The sequence below is a fragment of the Nocardiopsis changdeensis genome (assembly GCF_018316655.1).
Lineage (GTDB): Bacteria > Actinomycetota > Actinomycetes > Streptosporangiales > Streptosporangiaceae > Nocardiopsis > Nocardiopsis changdeensis.
Genome location: NZ_CP074133.1, coordinates 3,084,161 through 3,098,553, shown reverse-complemented (window position 1 = coordinate 3,098,553; position 14,393 = coordinate 3,084,161). Strand labels below are relative to the sequence as shown.

Annotated in this window: 14 protein-coding genes and 1 pseudogene; 6 read left to right on the top strand and 9 right to left on the bottom strand. The window is 75.8% G+C overall.

Annotation, left to right across the window (positions count from 1 at the left end; translation table 11 throughout):
* Positions 1 to 117: 117 nt before the first annotated feature.
* From KGD84_RS13885 to KGD84_RS13875, 3 genes are read left to right on the top strand one after another with little or no spacing between them, the layout of a single operon-like run.
* Positions 118 to 783 (top strand): response regulator transcription factor, encoded by a 666-nt coding sequence (locus tag KGD84_RS13885; RefSeq protein ID WP_220560750.1) that lies wholly within the window; start codon positions 118 to 120, stop codon positions 781 to 783.
* Entirely contained in the window at positions 780 to 2,153 is a 1,374-nt protein-coding gene (locus KGD84_RS13880; protein ID WP_220560749.1) for a sensor histidine kinase, read from the top strand. Before KGD84_RS13885 ends, KGD84_RS13880 begins: the two co-directional genes overlap by 4 nt.
* Before the next feature lie 47 nt (positions 2,154 to 2,200).
* Positions 2,201 to 2,626 carry a GNAT family N-acetyltransferase gene (locus KGD84_RS13875; protein WP_255646526.1) on the top strand — a complete coding sequence of 142 codons (426 nt, stop codon included), beginning with the start codon at positions 2,201 to 2,203 and terminating at the stop codon, positions 2,624 to 2,626.
* A gap of 19 nt (positions 2,627 to 2,645) precedes the next feature.
* Here KGD84_RS13875 and KGD84_RS13870 read toward each other — a convergent pair whose 3' ends face one another.
* The 6 genes and pseudogenes from KGD84_RS13870 to KGD84_RS13845 form a co-directional block, all read right to left on the bottom strand.
* Positions 2,646 to 2,777 (bottom strand): hypothetical protein, encoded by a 132-nt coding sequence (locus KGD84_RS13870; RefSeq protein ID WP_255646525.1) that lies wholly within the window; start codon positions 2,775 to 2,777, stop codon positions 2,646 to 2,648.
* Between the two features lie 326 nt (positions 2,778 to 3,103).
* Positions 3,104 to 3,883 (bottom strand): annotated as a pseudogene (locus KGD84_RS33810) (DUF6596 domain-containing protein); the annotation flags it as partial.
* Positions 3,874 to 4,281, bottom strand: coding sequence for a YciI family protein (locus KGD84_RS13860; RefSeq protein ID WP_255646523.1), 408 nt, complete (start codon positions 4,279 to 4,281; stop codon positions 3,874 to 3,876). The pseudogene KGD84_RS33810 and the gene KGD84_RS13860, both read right to left, overlap by 10 nt.
* A gap of 131 nt (positions 4,282 to 4,412) precedes the next feature.
* Positions 4,413 to 5,906, bottom strand: a complete 1,494-nt coding sequence (locus KGD84_RS13855; RefSeq protein WP_220560748.1) for an aminopeptidase P family protein — start codon at positions 5,904 to 5,906, stop codon at positions 4,413 to 4,415.
* 220 nt (positions 5,907 to 6,126) lie between these two features.
* Complete coding sequence (locus KGD84_RS13850; RefSeq protein WP_220560747.1) at positions 6,127 to 6,654, bottom strand: GNAT family N-acetyltransferase; 528 nt, start codon at positions 6,652 to 6,654, stop codon at positions 6,127 to 6,129.
* A gap of 111 nt (positions 6,655 to 6,765) precedes the next feature.
* Positions 6,766 to 7,989: an oxygenase MpaB family protein gene (locus KGD84_RS13845; RefSeq protein ID WP_255646522.1), complete on the bottom strand. Its 1,224-nt coding sequence runs from the start codon at positions 7,987 to 7,989 to the stop codon at positions 6,766 to 6,768.
* 61 nt (positions 7,990 to 8,050) lie between these two features.
* Between KGD84_RS13845 and KGD84_RS13840 the strand changes: the two genes are divergently transcribed.
* The gene (locus KGD84_RS13840) at positions 8,051 to 8,737 is read left to right on the top strand and encodes a TetR/AcrR family transcriptional regulator (protein WP_220560745.1); all 687 of its coding nucleotides are present in this window, start codon (positions 8,051 to 8,053) and stop codon (positions 8,735 to 8,737) included.
* Positions 8,738 to 8,750: 13 nt separating this feature from the next.
* Here the strand turns inward: KGD84_RS13840 and KGD84_RS13835 are convergent, their stop codons facing one another.
* The gene (locus tag KGD84_RS13835) at positions 8,751 to 9,689 is read right to left on the bottom strand and encodes an oxygenase MpaB family protein (protein ID WP_220560744.1); all 939 of its coding nucleotides are present in this window, start codon (positions 9,687 to 9,689) and stop codon (positions 8,751 to 8,753) included.
* A gap of 246 nt (positions 9,690 to 9,935) precedes the next feature.
* Between KGD84_RS13835 and KGD84_RS13830 the strand changes: the two genes are divergently transcribed.
* Positions 9,936 to 10,646: a nuclear transport factor 2 family protein gene (locus KGD84_RS13830; RefSeq protein ID WP_220560743.1), complete on the top strand. Its 711-nt coding sequence runs from the start codon at positions 9,936 to 9,938 to the stop codon at positions 10,644 to 10,646.
* A 94-nt stretch (positions 10,647 to 10,740) separates the two neighbouring features.
* Here KGD84_RS13830 and KGD84_RS13825 read toward each other — a convergent pair whose 3' ends face one another.
* Both KGD84_RS13825 and KGD84_RS13820 read right to left on the bottom strand, forming a co-directional pair.
* On the bottom strand, positions 10,741 to 11,421 hold the full coding sequence (locus KGD84_RS13825; RefSeq protein WP_255646521.1) for a response regulator: 681 nt from the start codon (positions 11,419 to 11,421) through the stop codon (positions 10,741 to 10,743).
* Complete coding sequence (locus KGD84_RS13820; RefSeq protein ID WP_220560742.1) at positions 11,391 to 12,782, bottom strand: sensor histidine kinase; 1,392 nt, start codon at positions 12,780 to 12,782, stop codon at positions 11,391 to 11,393. The genes KGD84_RS13825 and KGD84_RS13820 overlap by 31 nt, the downstream gene beginning before the upstream one ends.
* A gap of 155 nt (positions 12,783 to 12,937) precedes the next feature.
* Between KGD84_RS13820 and purB the strand changes: the two genes are divergently transcribed.
* Positions 12,938 to 14,368: an adenylosuccinate lyase gene (gene purB, locus KGD84_RS13815; RefSeq protein ID WP_220560741.1), complete on the top strand. Its 1,431-nt coding sequence runs from the start codon at positions 12,938 to 12,940 to the stop codon at positions 14,366 to 14,368.
* Positions 14,369 to 14,393 lie beyond the last annotated feature (25 nt).

Sequence of the window (14,393 nt, the reverse complement as noted above, 5' to 3'; positions counted from 1 at the left end):
GCGGGATGATGGGGACATGAGTGCAACCTGAAGACCTTCTTCATGTTGCGCTCAGGAACGGCTCAGTGCCCCCTGGGAGGCTGGGCCACGACAGGCGGGGGAAAGGGGCGCGGGGGCGTGGCGATTCTGGTGGTGGAGGACGAGGAGGGCATCGTCTCCTTCGTGCGGCGCGGGCTGGAGAGCGCCGGGCACCGGGTGCTGGTCGCCTCCGACGGCATCGACGGGCTGACGATGGCCCTGTCCCCCGACGTCGAGCTGGTGGTGCTGGACCTGGGCCTGCCGGGCATCCCGGGCGAGGAGGTGCTGCGTCGGCTGCGGAGCCGCCGCCCCTCGGTCCCGGTGATCGTGTTGACCGCCAAGGACGCCGTGAGCGACCGGGTCGCGAACCTGGACGCCGGGGCCGACGACTACATGGTCAAGCCCTTCAGCGTGAGCGAGCTGCTGGCCCGGGTCCGGGCCCGGCTGCGCACCGGCGGACAGGAGCGCGCGGACGTGCTGGCCGCCGGGGGGATCGTGCTGGACCTGGGGGCGCGCACCGCGTCGGTGGACGGGGCCACCGTCACCCTGTCGGCGCGCGAGTTCGGCCTGCTGGAGGTGCTGGTGCGCCACCCGGGGCAGGTGTTCTCCCAGCCCCAGCTGCTGGACCGGGTGTGGGGCTACGACTTCGACGGGGCGTCGAACGTGGTGGAGGTATACGTCAGCCAGCTGCGCCGCAAGCTCGGCGCGGAGCGGATCGTGACGGTGCGCGGGGTCGGCTACCGGCTGGACGGCGGTGACCGGTGAACCTCACCGCCCGGGTGGTGCTCCGGGCCCTGCTGGTGATGGCGCTGGTGATCGGCGGGGTGGCCCTGCTCACCTACGAGCTGGTGCGGGTGTCGGGCCGGGCCGACGTGGACCGGCTGCTCCAGGAGGAGGCGGCGCTGGTGGGCGAGGCGCTGGGGAACCGGCTGCCCGAGGCCGCCGGGATCGACGGGGTGGTGTCGGGTCCGGAGGCGCAGCGGGCGGCGCGGCAGGCGCTGGCGACGCGGCCGAGCGGGGCCCGGCACGTGACGCTGGTGTCCGCGGGCGGGGTCCGGCTGCAGAGCACCGGGGGGCCGGGGCCGGTGGCGACGCTGCTGAGCGGCCCCGGGGCGCCGCCGGTGGAACCGGGCTCCCTGCGCACGGTGGACAGCGGCGTCGGGCCGCTGCGGGTGATGGACACCGCCGTGGTGGACGGGGACGGCGCGCAGGTGGCGGTGGTGACGGTGGCGGCGCCGCTGGAGCCGTCGCGGGACGCGGCCGGCGCGGTGCTGGCGAGCGTCGGCGCGGCGGGCGCGGTGGGCCTGGCCGGGGGCGGGCTGCTGCTGTGGGCGGTGGTGCGGCGCACGCTGCGGCCGGTGCGGGAGGTGTCGGCGGCGGCCAAGGAGGTCTCCCCCGCCGACCTGGCGGCGCGGGTGCCCGTTCCCGGCACCCGGGACGAGATCGGCGAGCTGGCCGGGGAGATCAACCGCATGCTGGACCGGATCGAGGGGGCCGAGGCCGACCGGCGGCGCTACCTGTCGGTGATCTCGCACGAGGTGCGCACCCCGCTGGCGGTCGCCGAGGGGCACCTGGAGCTGCTGGGCGGCCCGGAGGCGCAGATCGTGCGCGCCGAGCTGGTACGGCTGCGCCGGGTGCTGGAGGACCTGATGGCGGTGGCGCGCGGCGGCGACGAGATCGACGCCGCCCGGGAGCCGGTGTTCCTGCCCGACCTGTTCGACGAGGTGCGCTCGCGCGCGGGGGCGCTGCCCGCGCGGGAGGCGGTCACCGTGGCCGAGCCGCCGCCGGAGGTGCTGCTGGGCGACCAGGCCCGGTTGGAGCAGTGCCTGGCCAACCTGATCGGGAACGCGGTGGACCACACCCCGGAGGGGACCCGGGTGGAGGTGTCCGCGCACGGCACCGGCGACGGGGTGGCGCTGGTGGTGGCCGACGACGGCCCGGGCATCGCCCCGGACGTGCTGCCGCGGGTGTTCGAGCCGTTCGTGACCACGCGCGCGGGCGGGGGCGGGCGGATCGCCGGGCTGGGCCTGGCCGTGGTGCGCTCGCTGGTGGCGGCCCAGGGCGGCCGGGTGGACCTGGACAGCGGCCCGTCGGGCACGTCCGTGACCATCACCCTGCCGCGCGCCACCGCCTGATCCGTGCCAGACTCCCCCTTTCTGAGACGAGGACGGGAGGGCGGTCCGTGGCCGTGGTGGAGGTGCGCGCCTGCGCGGCGCCGGAGCTGGTGCGCGACGAGGTGCTGGAGCTGTACGGGTCGGTGGGCTGGGACGCCTACACCCGCGATCCGGAGGGGCTGGTGCGGGCCCTGGCCGGGTCCCACCGGGTGGTGGCGGCCCGCAGGGACGGCAGGCTGGTGGGGCTGGCCCGGTCGGTCTCCGACGGGGCGACCGTCGTGTACCTCCAGGACGTGCTGGTGGCCCCCGGAGAGCAGCGCGGCGGTCTGGGGCGGCGGCTGCTGGAGGAGCTGTTCGCCGGGTACCCCGGCGTCCGGCAGCGGGTGCTGCTCACCGACGACGAGGACCGGCAGCGGGCGTTCTACGAGGCCCTCGGGTTCACGGAGGCGCACGACCACAGCCCGCCGCTGCGGGCGTTCGTGCGGTTCGGCTGACGGGCGCCCTCCGCGCGGGTCAGCCCGACCGGGCTCGCTCCTCCTCCAGGCGGGAGCGGGCACCGGGCTCCGTGGTGAGCGAGACCGCCCTGTCGTAGGCGGCGCGGGCCGGGCCGGTGCGGCCCAGGGCCCGCAGCAGGTGGGCGCGCACCGCCCAGGCGGGGGCGAAGCGCGCGGCCCGCGCCCCCAGGGCGCCGTCTCCTCCTCCAGCAGGGCCAGGCCCGCAGCGGGTCCGTCGGTCTCGGCGGTGACGGCGGCCAGCGCGGTCGCCGACCCCAGGGTGGGGGCCAGCCGGTGCAGGTGCCGGTACAGCTCGCGCAGGTGCTCCCAGGCGACCGTGCCGGTGTCGGCGCGGGCGCAGTGCACCGCCTGGGCGGCGGCCTCCAGCTGGAAGCGGCCGACGGCGCCCAGGGCGTGGGCGGCGCGCAGGTGGGCGCGGCCGCGTTCGATGAGCGCGCGGTCCCAGCGGCCGGTGTCCTGTTCGGCCGGGGGGACCGGGCGGCCCCGTCCGTCCAGCCGGGCGGGGGCGCGGGCCGCCGCCAGGGCGATGAGCGCGGCCAGGCCGTGGGCCTCGGCGCTGTCGGGGGCCAGCCGCGCGAGGACCTCGGCCAGGTCCAGGGCCTCGGCGGTCAGGCCGGTGCGGGGTTCGGTGCCGCCGATCTCCCAGTCGACGGCGTGGGCGCCGTAGACCGCCTCCAGGACGTGGTCCAGCCGTTCGGGCAGGGCGTCCCGGTCGGGGATGCGGAAGGGCACTCCCGCCTCCTTGATCCGCTTCTTGGCCCGGGTGAGCCGGGCGGCCAGGGTGGGCGCGGGGAGGGCGAACGCGGGGGCGATGCGGGCGACCGTCAGGCCCAGGACGGTGTTGAGCATGAGCGGGGTGCGCACGGCGGGGTCGACCGCCGGGTGGGCGCACACCAGCATCAGTTCCAGGCGGCGGTCGCCGACGGCGTCCACGTCGGGTGTGGCGTCGGCGGCCGGGGCGTGGCGGTCCGGGTCCAGCGGCACCCCGGTGCGCACGGCGGCCGACCGCCAGTGGTCGCGCAGCCGGTTGCGGGCCACCGTGAACAGCCAGGCCTCGGGATCGGCGGGCACGCCGTCGCGCGGCCAGGCCGTGAGGGCGCGCTCGTAGGCGTCGGCGAGGGCGTCCTCGGCGGCGGGCAGGTCTCCGGTGGGCGCGGCCAGCAGGGCGAGCAGGCGCCCGTGGGAGGTGCGGGCCGCGCAGGCGGCCCGCACCGCGGGACCGGCGGTCAGGTCCATGCGCCGTCGATGTAGGAGGTGGCGGCGGGGCGGACCTCCAGGACCCCGTACTGGGCGCCCGGGCACTTCTCGGCCCAGGCCAGGGCGGCGTCCAGGTCGGGCACGTCGATGACGAACACCCCGGCCAGGGCCTCCTTGGTGTCGGCGAAGGGGCCGTCCTGGATGCGCAGCCCGCCCTCGCGGCGGGTGAGCGTGGTGGTGGCGCGCGGGGTCGCCAGGACCTCGGCGGCGACCAGCACGCCGGCGGCCTCCAGGGCCCTGCCGTAGGCGCCGAAGGCCTCCTGCACGGCCTCGACGGCCTCCTGCGGGATCTCGCCCTCGGCGGGTTCGGCGTTGTGCAGCAGCAGCGCGTAGCGCATGGCGGGTTCCTCTTCCTCGTCGTCGTTCCACGTGACCACCTGGGAGGGCGGTTCGCAAGGATGACGATCGACGGGCCGGGGATTCGACGGCCGCCCGCGGGAATCGTCGGAAAAAGACCCGGGCCGCCCGCGCCGGGGGACGGCGCGGGCGGCCCGGGGCGGACCGGGGGTCAGGAGCGCGGCAGGCGCTCGGCCAGCCAGGCCTCGACCTCGGCGGAGGAGCGCGGCAGCGCGGCCGACAGGACGGCGCGCCCGTCCTCGGTGACCAGGACGTCGTCCTCGATGCGCACGCCGATGCCGCGCAGCTCCTCGGGGACGGTCAGGTCGTCGGCCTGGAAGTACAGGCCGGGCTCGACGGTGAGGACCATGCCGGGCTTCAGGTCGCCGTACAGGTGGACCTCCTGGCGGGAGACCGCGCAGTCGTGCACGTCCAGGCCGAGCATGTGGCCGGTGCCGTGCAGGGTGTAGCGGCGCTGGAGCCCCAGCTCCAGGACGCGGTCCACCGGGCCCTCCAGCAGGCCCCACTCGATCAGGCCCTCGGCCAGCACCCGCTGGGCGGCCTGGTGGAAGGCGATGAACGGGGCGCCGGGGGCGACGGCCGCGATGCCGGCCTCCTGGGCGGCGTACACCAGGTCGTACACCTTGCGCTGGGTGTCGGTGAAGGTGCCCGAGACCGGCATGGTGCGGGTGACGTCGGCGGTGTACAGGGTGGTGGTCTCCACACCGGCGTCGAGCAGCAGCAGGTCGCCGTCGCGGACGGGGCCGTCGTTGCGGGTCCAGTGCAGGGTGGTGGCGTTGGCGCCGGAGGCGGCGATGGTGCCGTAGCCGACGTCGTTGCCCTCCACGCGGGCGCGCAGGAAGAACGTGCCCTCGATGAACCGCTCGGAGGTGTCCTTGGCCTGCGGCAGGGTCTTGGCGACGTCCTCGAAGCCGCGGGCGGTGGCGTCGACGGCCAGCTGGAGCTGGGCGATCTCCCACTCGTCCTTGACCAGGCGGTGGTCGGCCAGGGTGACCGCGAGCTCCTCGTCCAGGGAGGCCGACTTGGCGCGGGCCTCCTCGTCGGCGTCGGCGCGCACCCCGTCGATGACGGCGTCGAGCTCGGCGTCGTGGCCGCGGGCGATGCGCACGGCGGTGTCGGTGGCGGCCAGGACGCCGGTGAGCGTGGTGACGTCGGCGGTGGGCACGCCGAACAGGTCGGCGGCCTCGGCCAGGCTGTTGCGGCGGCCGGTCCACAGCTCGCCGTAGCCGCCGAGCCAGAACTCGCCGTTCTCGCGGTTGGAGCGCGGCTTGAGGTAGAGGACGGCGTCGTGGCCGCCGTCGGCGCGCGGGGTCAGGACCAGGCAGCCGCCGTCGGAGGTGTCGCCGGTGAGGTAGGCGTAGTCGCTGGCGGCGCGGAAGGGGTACTCGGTGTCGTTGGAGCGGGTGAGCAGCTGTCCGGCGGGGACGACGAGCCGCTCGCCGGGGAAGGCCGCGCTGAGCGCGGCGCGGCGGCGGGCGGTGTGCCCGGCCTGCTCGATGGGCTCCAGGTCGCGGCGCTCGGTGTCGGCCCACCCGGTGGTCATCCACGCGGCGAGCTCGTCGGAGACCGACTGCGCCTGGCCGTTCTTGCGTGGCGTGAACACGAAGGTGCCCATGTCGGCTCCGGGGCGCTGCTGCTCGCTCACGTCGTGACTCTCCTCGTCGTGCGTCGGTGCGGGGCCGCCGCCGCGGGTGGGCGGCCGGACGGCTCGCCGGCGGCGGTCTCGGCGCCCATCGTACGGCGGCGGGCGGCGCGGTGGCCGTCGCGCGGACATAGCGAACCCCATAACGCCCGGGCACTCCCCGTTATGCCCCCGTGACCACGATCGGCGCAGGTGGGGACGGGTGTTCCGGGGCCGGCCGGGTTCAGAGCACGTGCACGAAGGGGATGGCCTTCGGATAGGGCAGGTCGGCGATGGTGGCGGGGTCCGTCCACCGGTAGCCGATGCGCTCGTACAGGGCGACCGCCTCGGGCTGGTTGGGGCCGGTGAACAGGATGACGTCGCGGTAGCCCAGGGCGCGGGCGGCGTCCTCCAGGGCGGTCATGACCCGGCGGCCCAGGCCGCGCCGCCGGTGCCGGGCGGAGGTCCAGATGCGCTTGAACTCGGCGGTGCCGGGGCGCTCGCCGCCGCCCGGGGCGTAGGGGCGCAGCGCTCCCCCGGCGACGACCTCGCCGTCCAGTTCGGCGAGCACGATCCGGCCGTGGGGCGCGGCGAACTCCGAGACCGGGTAGCGGGACAGCTCGCTCGCGGCGCCCTCGGCGCCGTAGCGCTCGGTGTACTCCTCCAGCAGGCCGTCGAGCAGGCCCTGGACCCGGGGGTCGTCGTGGTGGACGGTGAGCATGCGCACGTCCGCGGCCTCGGCCGTTCCCGCCGTCGTCCCGTCCTGCGCCATGGCCCCTCCCCCGTGCGAAAGGGCGCCCGTGGACGCCCGCCGGGAATGCTACCGGCGCCCGGAGTGCCCCGCCACGCGGCGAATGTCACCCCCGGACGGCGGGCCTGCGCCTCAGGGGCGCTCCTCTCCGGTGCGGTGCTCGGCGGGGACGGGCCGGTCGGGGTCGCCCCCGCGGGCGTGGGTGGCGGGGCGGGCCGCCCGGGCCAGGTGGGCGCGGGTGGCGGCGACGTTGCGGGCGCGGACCGCGCCGAGCCGCCGGGGGTCGCGGAGCAGGCGCCGCCCGCGCACGCGGTTGAGGGCCGCGGCGGCGTCCAGGACGGCGCCGGCGACGGCCGCGCGGGGCAGGCCGAGCGCGTCGGCGCGGGCGTCCCCGTGGAAGCGGCGCGCGAGGGCGCACAGGGCGGGCAGGCCGACCGCGCCGGGGATCGAGGCGACCTCGTCCAGGGTGGCCGCGGTCGAGCGCAGGGTGGCCTCGGCCAGGGCCGCGGAGTCCGGGCCCAGCGGTCCGGTGACCGCCTGGAGGAGGTCGTCGGTCTCGCGGGCGCTCTCCTGGTCGCGGACGCCGTCGAGGAGGCGGGGGTCGATGCCGAGCAGGTGGGCGACGTGGTGCCAGTAGCGGTACTGGTCGGCCCGGTCCGCGGCGGACGAGTGGTAGCCCATGGCGTCCAGGGCGTTGTGGGAGGTGAGGGTGAAGTCCATCCAGGTGCGGACCAGGTCGACCTGGTTGATCGGCACGCCCAGCGCGGCCTCGTCGTACCCGCGGCGGCGGGCCATGGCGCGCATGTGGGCGTGCAGCACCCGCACCTGGAGGGTGGCGGTGTAGCCAGCCTCCCCTGGGCGCAGGGAGCCGGGCAGCAGCGCGGTGAGGTACCAGCGGCCGGTGTCCTCCAGCCTGCGGGGGACGGCGTCGAGGAGGCGCCCGCTCAGCTTGAGGACCTCGGCGATGGAGGGGGACTCGTAGGTCCTGACGAGGGAGCCGGCGGTCAGGGCGATGATGCGCGCGGCCTGGGGCGCGTCGAAGGCGGAGAGCGAGCCCCGGTCCAGGAGCGCGTCGTCGGCGCCGTCGGGCGGGGTCTCGGTGTCGGCGAGCAGGGCGGCGACGGCCGGGGGCGGGTCGGCGAGGGAGGCCAGGCCGCGGGTGATGCCCTCCTGGAGGGCGGCGCGGACACGGCGGCCGCCCGCGGCGATCTCGTCGGCGACGGCGTCGGCGAGGGGGTCGCCGGTGGTCAGGGCCAGGTGGGCGAGGTCGGCGCGCCCGGCGCCGAAGCGGGCGGCGACCCGGTCCCGGGAGCCGCGCCCGACGGGCCAGGGAGTGGTGGCTGTGGACTCGTGCACGGGGTCCTCCTGCGGGACGCGACAAGGTCTGACACCTGTCAGATTAAATAGAATCTGACAGGTGTCAAGCGAGGAGGTCGGCATGGGCGCGCACACCGTCAGGGGACCCGGGCGGCCGGGCCGGGGCGGCCCGGCGGCGCCGGACGAGGACACCGTCCTGCAACGCGGCCTGGAGGCGTTCGCCGAGCTCGGCTACGACGGGGCCTCGGCCCGGGAGCTGGCCCGCCGGCTGGGGGTCAGCCACAACTTCATCAACGACCGCTACGGCTCCAAGGCCGCCTTCTGGCGCGCGGTCGTGGACCGGGTCCTGGCCGCGCAGAAGGACCGGCTGACCGCACTGGTGGAGCAGCACACCGGTGACGACGAGGCGGTGCTGCGCGCCGTCATCGGCCACTTCTACCGCTCGGTCGTGGACACCCCGATGCTCGGCCGGGTGCTGACCGACGAGTTCCGCCGCGAGGGCGAGCGGCTCGACCACCTGCACCGCAACTACATCGCGCCGGTCCTGGCCGCGGCGATGCCCTCCGTGGAGCGGCTCGCCGCCCAGGGGCGGATCCGGCCGCTGCCGACGGACCTGCTCTACTTCGCGGTCATCGGACCGGCCACGGGCTTCACGCAGTTCCCCCTGGCCGACCGGCTCGCCGGGAGCGGTGAGCGCACCCCGCAGGAGCGCCGGGACGCCGCCGGAAGGCTGGCCGAGGTCGTCCTCGACGGGCTCATCGACCGGGTGCCGCCCGCGCGGGGGTGAGCGGCGCGCCGGGTCAGGGTCCGGCGGGGACCCGCGGCGCGGGGAGGGCGGCCGGTTCGGGGGCGCGGAAGCGGGTGCGCGAGCGCAGCGCCCGGAACCCGTTCTCCACCCGGTAGCCCGCCGCCAGCAGGCGCTCGCGCGCCTCCTCGGCGCTGCGCACGGTCGCCTCGTCGAAGATGAGGTTGTAGTAGCGCTCCGGCACCCGGTTGAGCCCGGCGCGCAGCGCGCGCAGGGCCGCGGTGGCCGCGGCCTCCCCGCCCGGTACCTCGGGCAGGACCCCGTACTCGCGGCGCGCCCAGGCGGGCAGGGTGGCGTAGGACAGGGCGCCGACCGGGAACCACAGGGGCCGCAGCGGGGCCAGCGCGGACAGGTGCTCGGGCACCGCGGGCCACAGCAGGAACCGGACCGCCTGCCGGGCCTCGGGGGTGGCGCGCAGCACGGGGCGGACCGCGGCCAGGTAGCGGCGCATGTCCGCGGCCGAGCGCGGGACGTCGTCCCGGGACAGGCCCACGTAGGCGGCGGTGGCGGACTGCTCGTCGAAGTAGCGGTCGTACTCGGCGGGGGTGAGGGGCACCCCGGCGCGCACCGCGGTCTCCAGGTAGGACGTCACCTCGGCGCAGTGCACCCACACCAGCAGGTCGTGCTCGTCGACGCGGTGGCGGCGGCCGGTGGCGGGGTCGGTGAACGACAGCGCCCGGTGCACCCGGCGGATGTGCGCGCCCAGCCGGTCGGCCTCCTCCGGGGAGCCGTAGGTGGTGACGGCGACGAAGTGGGCGGTGCGCAGCAGCCGCCCCGTGGGGTCGCTGCGGAAGTCCGAGCGCTGCCACACGCCCTGCATCGCCACCGGGTGCAGGGCCTGGAGCATGAGGGCGCGCACCCCCGCCACCCACATGGCGCGGTCCAGGTGGACCGCCCAGGTGACGCTCTCGGGTGCGGCGACGGTCGGTCTCATCGGCTCTCCTCCAGGGCTGCGCGGGGGCTTCGCGTTCTGGGCCGGGGCCCGGGGCCGCCTGTGGGACCACGATACGTCCGGCCCCGCGGGCCCCCTCGGCGGCCCGGCCCCCGCGGCCCTTGTCGAGAAAGCACCGATTCTTGGCACGCGCGGGGAGGGGGCCGGGCGCAACCTGGCAGTGGGACGCCCCGGGCCCGCCCCTCGGCCGCGCCCCTCACCTTCCCTCCGTTCCATGTGGAGTGAGACATGTCCACCCAGAACGACGCCCGCTTCGACGTCGAGGCCTACCGCCGCGCCATCGAGGAGACGGACGCCGACACCATGATCGCGATGTTCCGGGACGACGCCGACCTGGAGATGTTCGACAAGCGGACGCCGCCGGGGTCCCCCGCGGTCCTGCACGGCAAGGAGGCCATCGAGCCGGTCGTGCGCGAGCTGTGCGGCCGGGAGATGACGCACGAGGTCCTCACGGTGGCCGTGGACGGGGACCACGTCGCCTACACCGAGCGGTGCGTCTACCCCGACGGCGGCATGGTCATGAGCAACACCATGCTGGACCTGAGCGACGGCGCCATCGCCCACCAGACCACCGTGCAGGCGTGGGACGAGGAGGCGCACGACCGGATCGAGACGGCCGGCTTCGAGTCCCCCGACGAGCGCCAGGCGTTCGACCACGGGCACGCGGAGATCGTGCGGCTGGGCGGGCACAACGTCACCCGCCTCACGTTCGAGCCGGGATGGCGCTGGTCGGAGCACCGGCGCGAGGAGGCGGGCACGGACCTGTGCATGCTCGCCCACAGCCTCCTGGTCCTGTCCGGCACCCTGCGGGTGCGCATGGAGGACGGCACCGAGGCCGAGGCCTCCACCGGCCGGCTCGCGTACATCCCGCCCGGCCACGACGCCTGGGTGGTCGGCGACGAGACCGTCATGGCGATCGACTGGACCGGGAACGACTGACCCGGTCGCGGGTCCGCCCCGCGGGGCGGACCCGCACCGCACCCGCGGACGCGGGCCGCCCGACCGCGGAGCCGTGGGCCCGCCCGGCGGCCGTTCAGTTGCCGCGCAGGTAGGCCAGCACGGCCTGGACGCGGCGGTGCACGTCCTCGTCGGGCGGCAGGTCGAGCTTGGCGAGGATGTTGCCGACGTGCTTGCCGACGGCGGCGTCGCTGACCACCAGGCGGCGGGCGATCGCCCCGTTGGAGTGGCCCTCGGCCATCAGCGCCAGCACCTCGCGCTCGCGCGGGGTGAGGCGCTCCAGCGGGTCGGAGCGGCGGCGCAGCAGCTGGCGGACCACCTCGGGGTCGACGAAGGTCGCGCCCTCCACCACGCGGCGCAGCACCGTCGCGAACTCGCGCACGTCGCCCACCCGCTGTTTGAGCAGGTAGCCCACGCCGCGCCCCGCCCCGGAGTCGAGCAGGTCGGAGGCATAGCTGAGCTCGACGTACTGGCTGAGCGCCACCACCGCCAGATCGGAGTGGCGGCGGCGCAGCTCGACGGCGGCGCGCAGCCCCTCGTCGGTGAAGTCCGGGGGCATGCGGATGTCGGTGACGACCAGTCCGGGGCGGTGCTCGTCCACGGCCCTGAGCAGGGCGTCACCGTCGCCGACGGCGGCCACCACGGGGAACCCGAAGCGCTCCAGCACGCCCACCAGGCCCTCCCGCAGCAGCACGCCGTCCTCGGCGAGCACGGTGGGGACGGGCGTCACCTCGGATCCGTCCGGTCGATCGTGCACGGCAGCTCCACTCGGATGCGGGTCGGACCCCCCTGGGGGCTGGTCAGGTCCATTGTGCCGCCCATGACCGCGACCCGGTCGCGCATCCCGGTCAGGCCGCTGCCGCGCGCCGGGTCGGCGCCGCCGGGCCCGTAGTCGGTGACCTCCACCACCAGGGCGTCGCCGTGGGCGGCGGGGACCAGGGAGGCGTGCACGGTGGCGGCGTTGGCCTCGGTGTGCTTGTAGACGTTGGTGAGCGCCTCGGCGACCACGAAGTAGGCGGTGCCCTCCACGTGGGAGGGGAGTCGGCGGGGCAGCTCCGCCTGGACGGTGACCGGGACGGGCGAGTGGTCGGCGAGTTCGGCCAGGGCGGCGGGCAGGCCGCGGTCGGTGAGGACGCGCGGGTGGATGCCGCGGACGAGTTCGCGCAGCTCGGTGATGAGCTCGTCGGCCTTGCGCTGGGCGGCGGCCAGGCGGCGGTCGGCCTCCGAGCCCTCCTCGACGTCCAGCCGGGCCATGCCCAGGTCCATGTTCAGGGCCACCAGGCGCTGCTGCGCCCCGTCGTGCAGGTCGCGTTCGATGCGGCGGCGCTCGTACTCGAAGGCGTCGACGAGGCGGGCCCGGGAGTGGGTGACCTCGGTGAGCTCGGCGCGCAGCTCCTCCTTGGGCGGGCCGACCAGCAGGGCGCGGGCCAGGACCCCGTGGCCGTAGGAGGTGACGCCGCTCAGGTAGACGGCGGCCAGGAGGGCGACCGGGGAGAGCAGGGTCAGCGGCAGCGCCTCCTCGACGGTGGTGGCGGTGACGAAGCCCAGGCTCACCTCGGAGCCGGGGGCGTCCCCGACCAGGACCGGTCCCGCCAGCAGGACGACGGCGAAGATCAGCAGCATGCCCATCACCGTGAAGAGCGAGAAGGCGATGACCATGAGCAGGAAGAGGTAGGCGACCTCGCGCCAGGTGGCGGCCTCGGTGTAGCGGGTCTTGATCCAGCCCCACAGCCCGGGCGGGGGGACGCGGTGGCCGCTGTCGGCGAGGCCGGGCGAGACCAGGCGCAGTCGGCGGCGCTCCACCGCCCCCAGCGGGATCCCGACCAGCGGCCCGAAGAACGCGACCGTGGCCAGGCCGCTCAGGGTCCCCGAGACCAGCAGGAACGCCCGGTCCCCGGGGCCCGGGGGCGCGTCGAACAGGGCGATGACCACGACCAGCCAGGGCCCGTACAAGGGGAAGGCGACGGCCATGGCGGCGATCCCGATCACCATGGTGGTGGCGGTGTAGGTGATCGCCCTCAGCGACCATCGGGAGACGGGGAAGCCCGGTCGGGCCATCGCCCGGAGGAGGTCGGCGGGTGCGCCCGGGGTGCGCTGCCGTACGGTGCCTGTGGTCATGCCTCCACGGTAGGAAGCCGGGGGGCGCCCGGGGAATCCGCCGGGCCACCGGGTCGGGGGTAGTGCCGCCCCTACCCCGGCCGCCCCCGCGGCGCGGGCCGCAAGGCCTCGCCTGGTCGCGGGCGTGCCTGCTCAGGACGGTAGGGTGGACGAACGTGAGCGCGAAACCCGTTATCCCCGATGTCCTGGCCGCCCGGTACGCCTCGGCCGAGCTGACCCGGCTGTGGTCCCCGGAGTACAAGGTGGTCGCCGAGCGGCGGCTGTGGCTGGCCGTCCTGCGGGCGCAGGCGCGCCTGGGCGTGGACGTCCCCGACGGCGTGGTGGCCGACTACGAGAAGGTCCTGGAGCAGGTGGACCTGGAGTCCATCGCCGCCCGTGAGCGGGTCACCCGCCACGACGTCAAGGCGCGGATCGAGGAGTTCAACGCCCTGGCCGGGCACGAGCACGTGCACAAGGGCATGACCTCGCGCGACCTCACCGAGAACGTCGAGCAGCTGCAGATCCGCGACAGCCTGCTGCTCGTGCGCGACCGCACGGTGGCGCTGCTGGCGCGCCTGGGCCGCCTGTCCGCCGAGTACGGGACGACGGTGATGGCCGGGCGGTCGCACAACGTGGCGGCGCAGGCCACCACGCTGGGCAAGCGGTTCGCGTCGATCGCCGACGAGGTGCTCGTGGCGCTCGGGCGGCTGGAGGACCTGATCGGCCGCTACCCGCTGCGCGGCATCAAGGGCCCGGTGGGCACCGCCCAGGACATGCTGGACCTGCTGGGCGGGGACCGGGCCGCGCTGGCGCAGCTGGAGGACGAGGTGGCCGCCCACCTGGGGTTCGCCCACCGGTTCACGAGCGTGGGCCAGGTGTACCCGCGGTCGCTGGACTTCGACGTGCTGACGGCGCTGGTGCAGCTGGCGGCGGGCCCGTCGTCGCTGGCCAAGACGATCCGGCTGATGGCCGGGCACGAGCTGGTCACCGAGGGCTTCGCCGAGGGCCAGGTGGGCTCCTCCGCGATGCCGCACAAGATGAACACGCGCTCCTGCGAGCGGGTCAACGGCCTGACGGTGGTCCTGCGCGGGTACGCGTCGATGGCCGGCGAGCTGGCCGGCGACCAGTGGAACGAGGGCGACGTGTCGTGCTCGGTGGTGCGCCGGGTGGCGCTGCCGGACGCGTTCTTCGCCTTCGACGGCCTGGTCGAGACGATGCTGACGGTGCTGGACGAGTTCGGCGCCTTCCCCGCGGTGATCTCGGCGGAGCTGGACCGGTACCTGCCGTTCCTGGCGACCACCAAGATGCTGATGGCCGCGGTGCGCGAGGGCGTGGGCCGGGAGACGGCGCACGAGCTGATCAAGGAGCACGCCGTGGGCTCGGCGCTGGCGATGCGCCGTGAGGGCACGGGCAACCGGCTGCTGGAGCGGTTGGGCGGGGACGAGCGGTTCCCGCTGGACCGGGCGGCCCTGGACGCGCTGCTCGCGGACCGGATCACGTTCACGGGCGCGGCGGCCGACCAGGTCGGCGCCGTGGTGGAGCGGATCGACGCGCTCGCGGCGCTGCACCCGGAGGCCGCGGCGTACACGCCGGGGTCCATCCTCTAGTCGCCGTCCGCGGGGGCCGGGGCCG